This is a genomic window from Pseudomonas sp. EL_65y_Pfl2_R96 (assembly GCF_963970905.1).
Taxonomy (GTDB): Bacteria; Pseudomonadota; Gammaproteobacteria; order Pseudomonadales; family Pseudomonadaceae; genus Aquipseudomonas.
In genome coordinates this window covers 1-542 of record NZ_CAXAQH010000204.1, presented here as the reverse complement: position 1 = coordinate 542, position 542 = coordinate 1, and the positions used below count along the sequence as shown (strand labels likewise).

1 pseudogene is annotated in these 542 nt (G+C 67.7%); it reads left to right on the top strand.

Annotated elements, in window-relative coordinates:
- Nucleotides 1-542 (top strand): annotated as a pseudogene (locus AACY49_RS30230) (signal recognition particle protein); the annotation flags it as partial.

The window sequence follows — 542 nt, the reverse complement described above, 5'->3', positions numbered from 1 at the left end:
CAATCTGGCGCGCGCGTTCGACCAGCGCGTCGGCCTCACCGGCATCGTGCTGACCCGCGTCGACGGCGATGGCCGCGGCGGCGCCGCGCTGTCGATGCGCGCGGTCACCGGCAAGCCGATCAAGCTGCTCGGCACCGGCGAAAAGACCGATGCGCTGGAGGATTTCCACCCCGACCGTATCGCCGGTCGCATTCTCGGCATGGGCGACGTGGTGTCGCTGGTCGAACGTGCCGCCGCCAATATCGACGCCGAGAAGGCCGCGCGCACCGCCGAGCGCATGCGCAAGGGTCAGTTCGACCTCAACGACATGCGCGAGCAGCTGTCGCAGATGGCGAACATGGGCGGCATCAGCGGGCTGATGGGCATGATGCCCGGCATCTCCAAGATGAAGAACCAGATCGCGGCGGCCGGCATCGACGACAAGATCCTGAAGCGCCAGGTCGCGATCATCGATTCCATGACGCGCGACGAGCGGCGTCATCCCGACCTGCTCAAGGCCAGCCGCAAGAAACGCATCGCCGCCGGCTCGGGCCAGAGCGTCG